At 71.4% G+C, this 391-nt stretch carries 1 pseudogene; it reads right to left on the bottom strand.

The window, feature by feature from the left end:
• A pseudogene (locus OO52_RS45670) lies at nucleotides 1-391 on the bottom strand (acetyl-/propionyl-CoA carboxylase subunit alpha); the annotation flags it as partial.

The raw sequence follows: 391 nt of genomic DNA, 5'->3' as shown, positions 1-391 counted from the left end.
GTGCCGGCTTTGTGGGCGTTGAGGGGCTGTTCCATCTTCATGGCTTCCAGGACGACGACCAGGTCGGGGCGCCGCGAACGGCTTGATCTCGTTGACGAACTCGGTCTCGATCCAGCGGGTGTGGACCGTGAAGGGGTCCGTGGAGCCGGTCAGCTCGGGGGCGAACGCCGGGTCCCGTACCACGACGCGGTGGAAGGGGATCGCCGTGGCCATGCCTTCGACCTGGAACTCGTCCAGGGCGCGGGCGGCGCGCTGGAGGGCTTCCTTGCGGGTGCGGCCCGTGACGACCAGCTTGGCGAGCAGGGAGTCCCAGGCGGGGCCGATGACGGCGCCGGATTCCACGCCGGCGTCCAGGCGGACGCCGGGGCCGGACGGGGGGTCGAAGCGGGTG

This window comes from Streptomyces flaveolus (genome assembly GCF_000716535.1).
Taxonomy (GTDB): Bacteria; Actinomycetota; Actinomycetes; order Streptomycetales; family Streptomycetaceae; genus Streptomyces; species Streptomyces flaveolus_A.
Note: the sequence above shows the minus strand (reverse complement) of the source record. Positions and strands in the feature narration are given on the sequence as shown.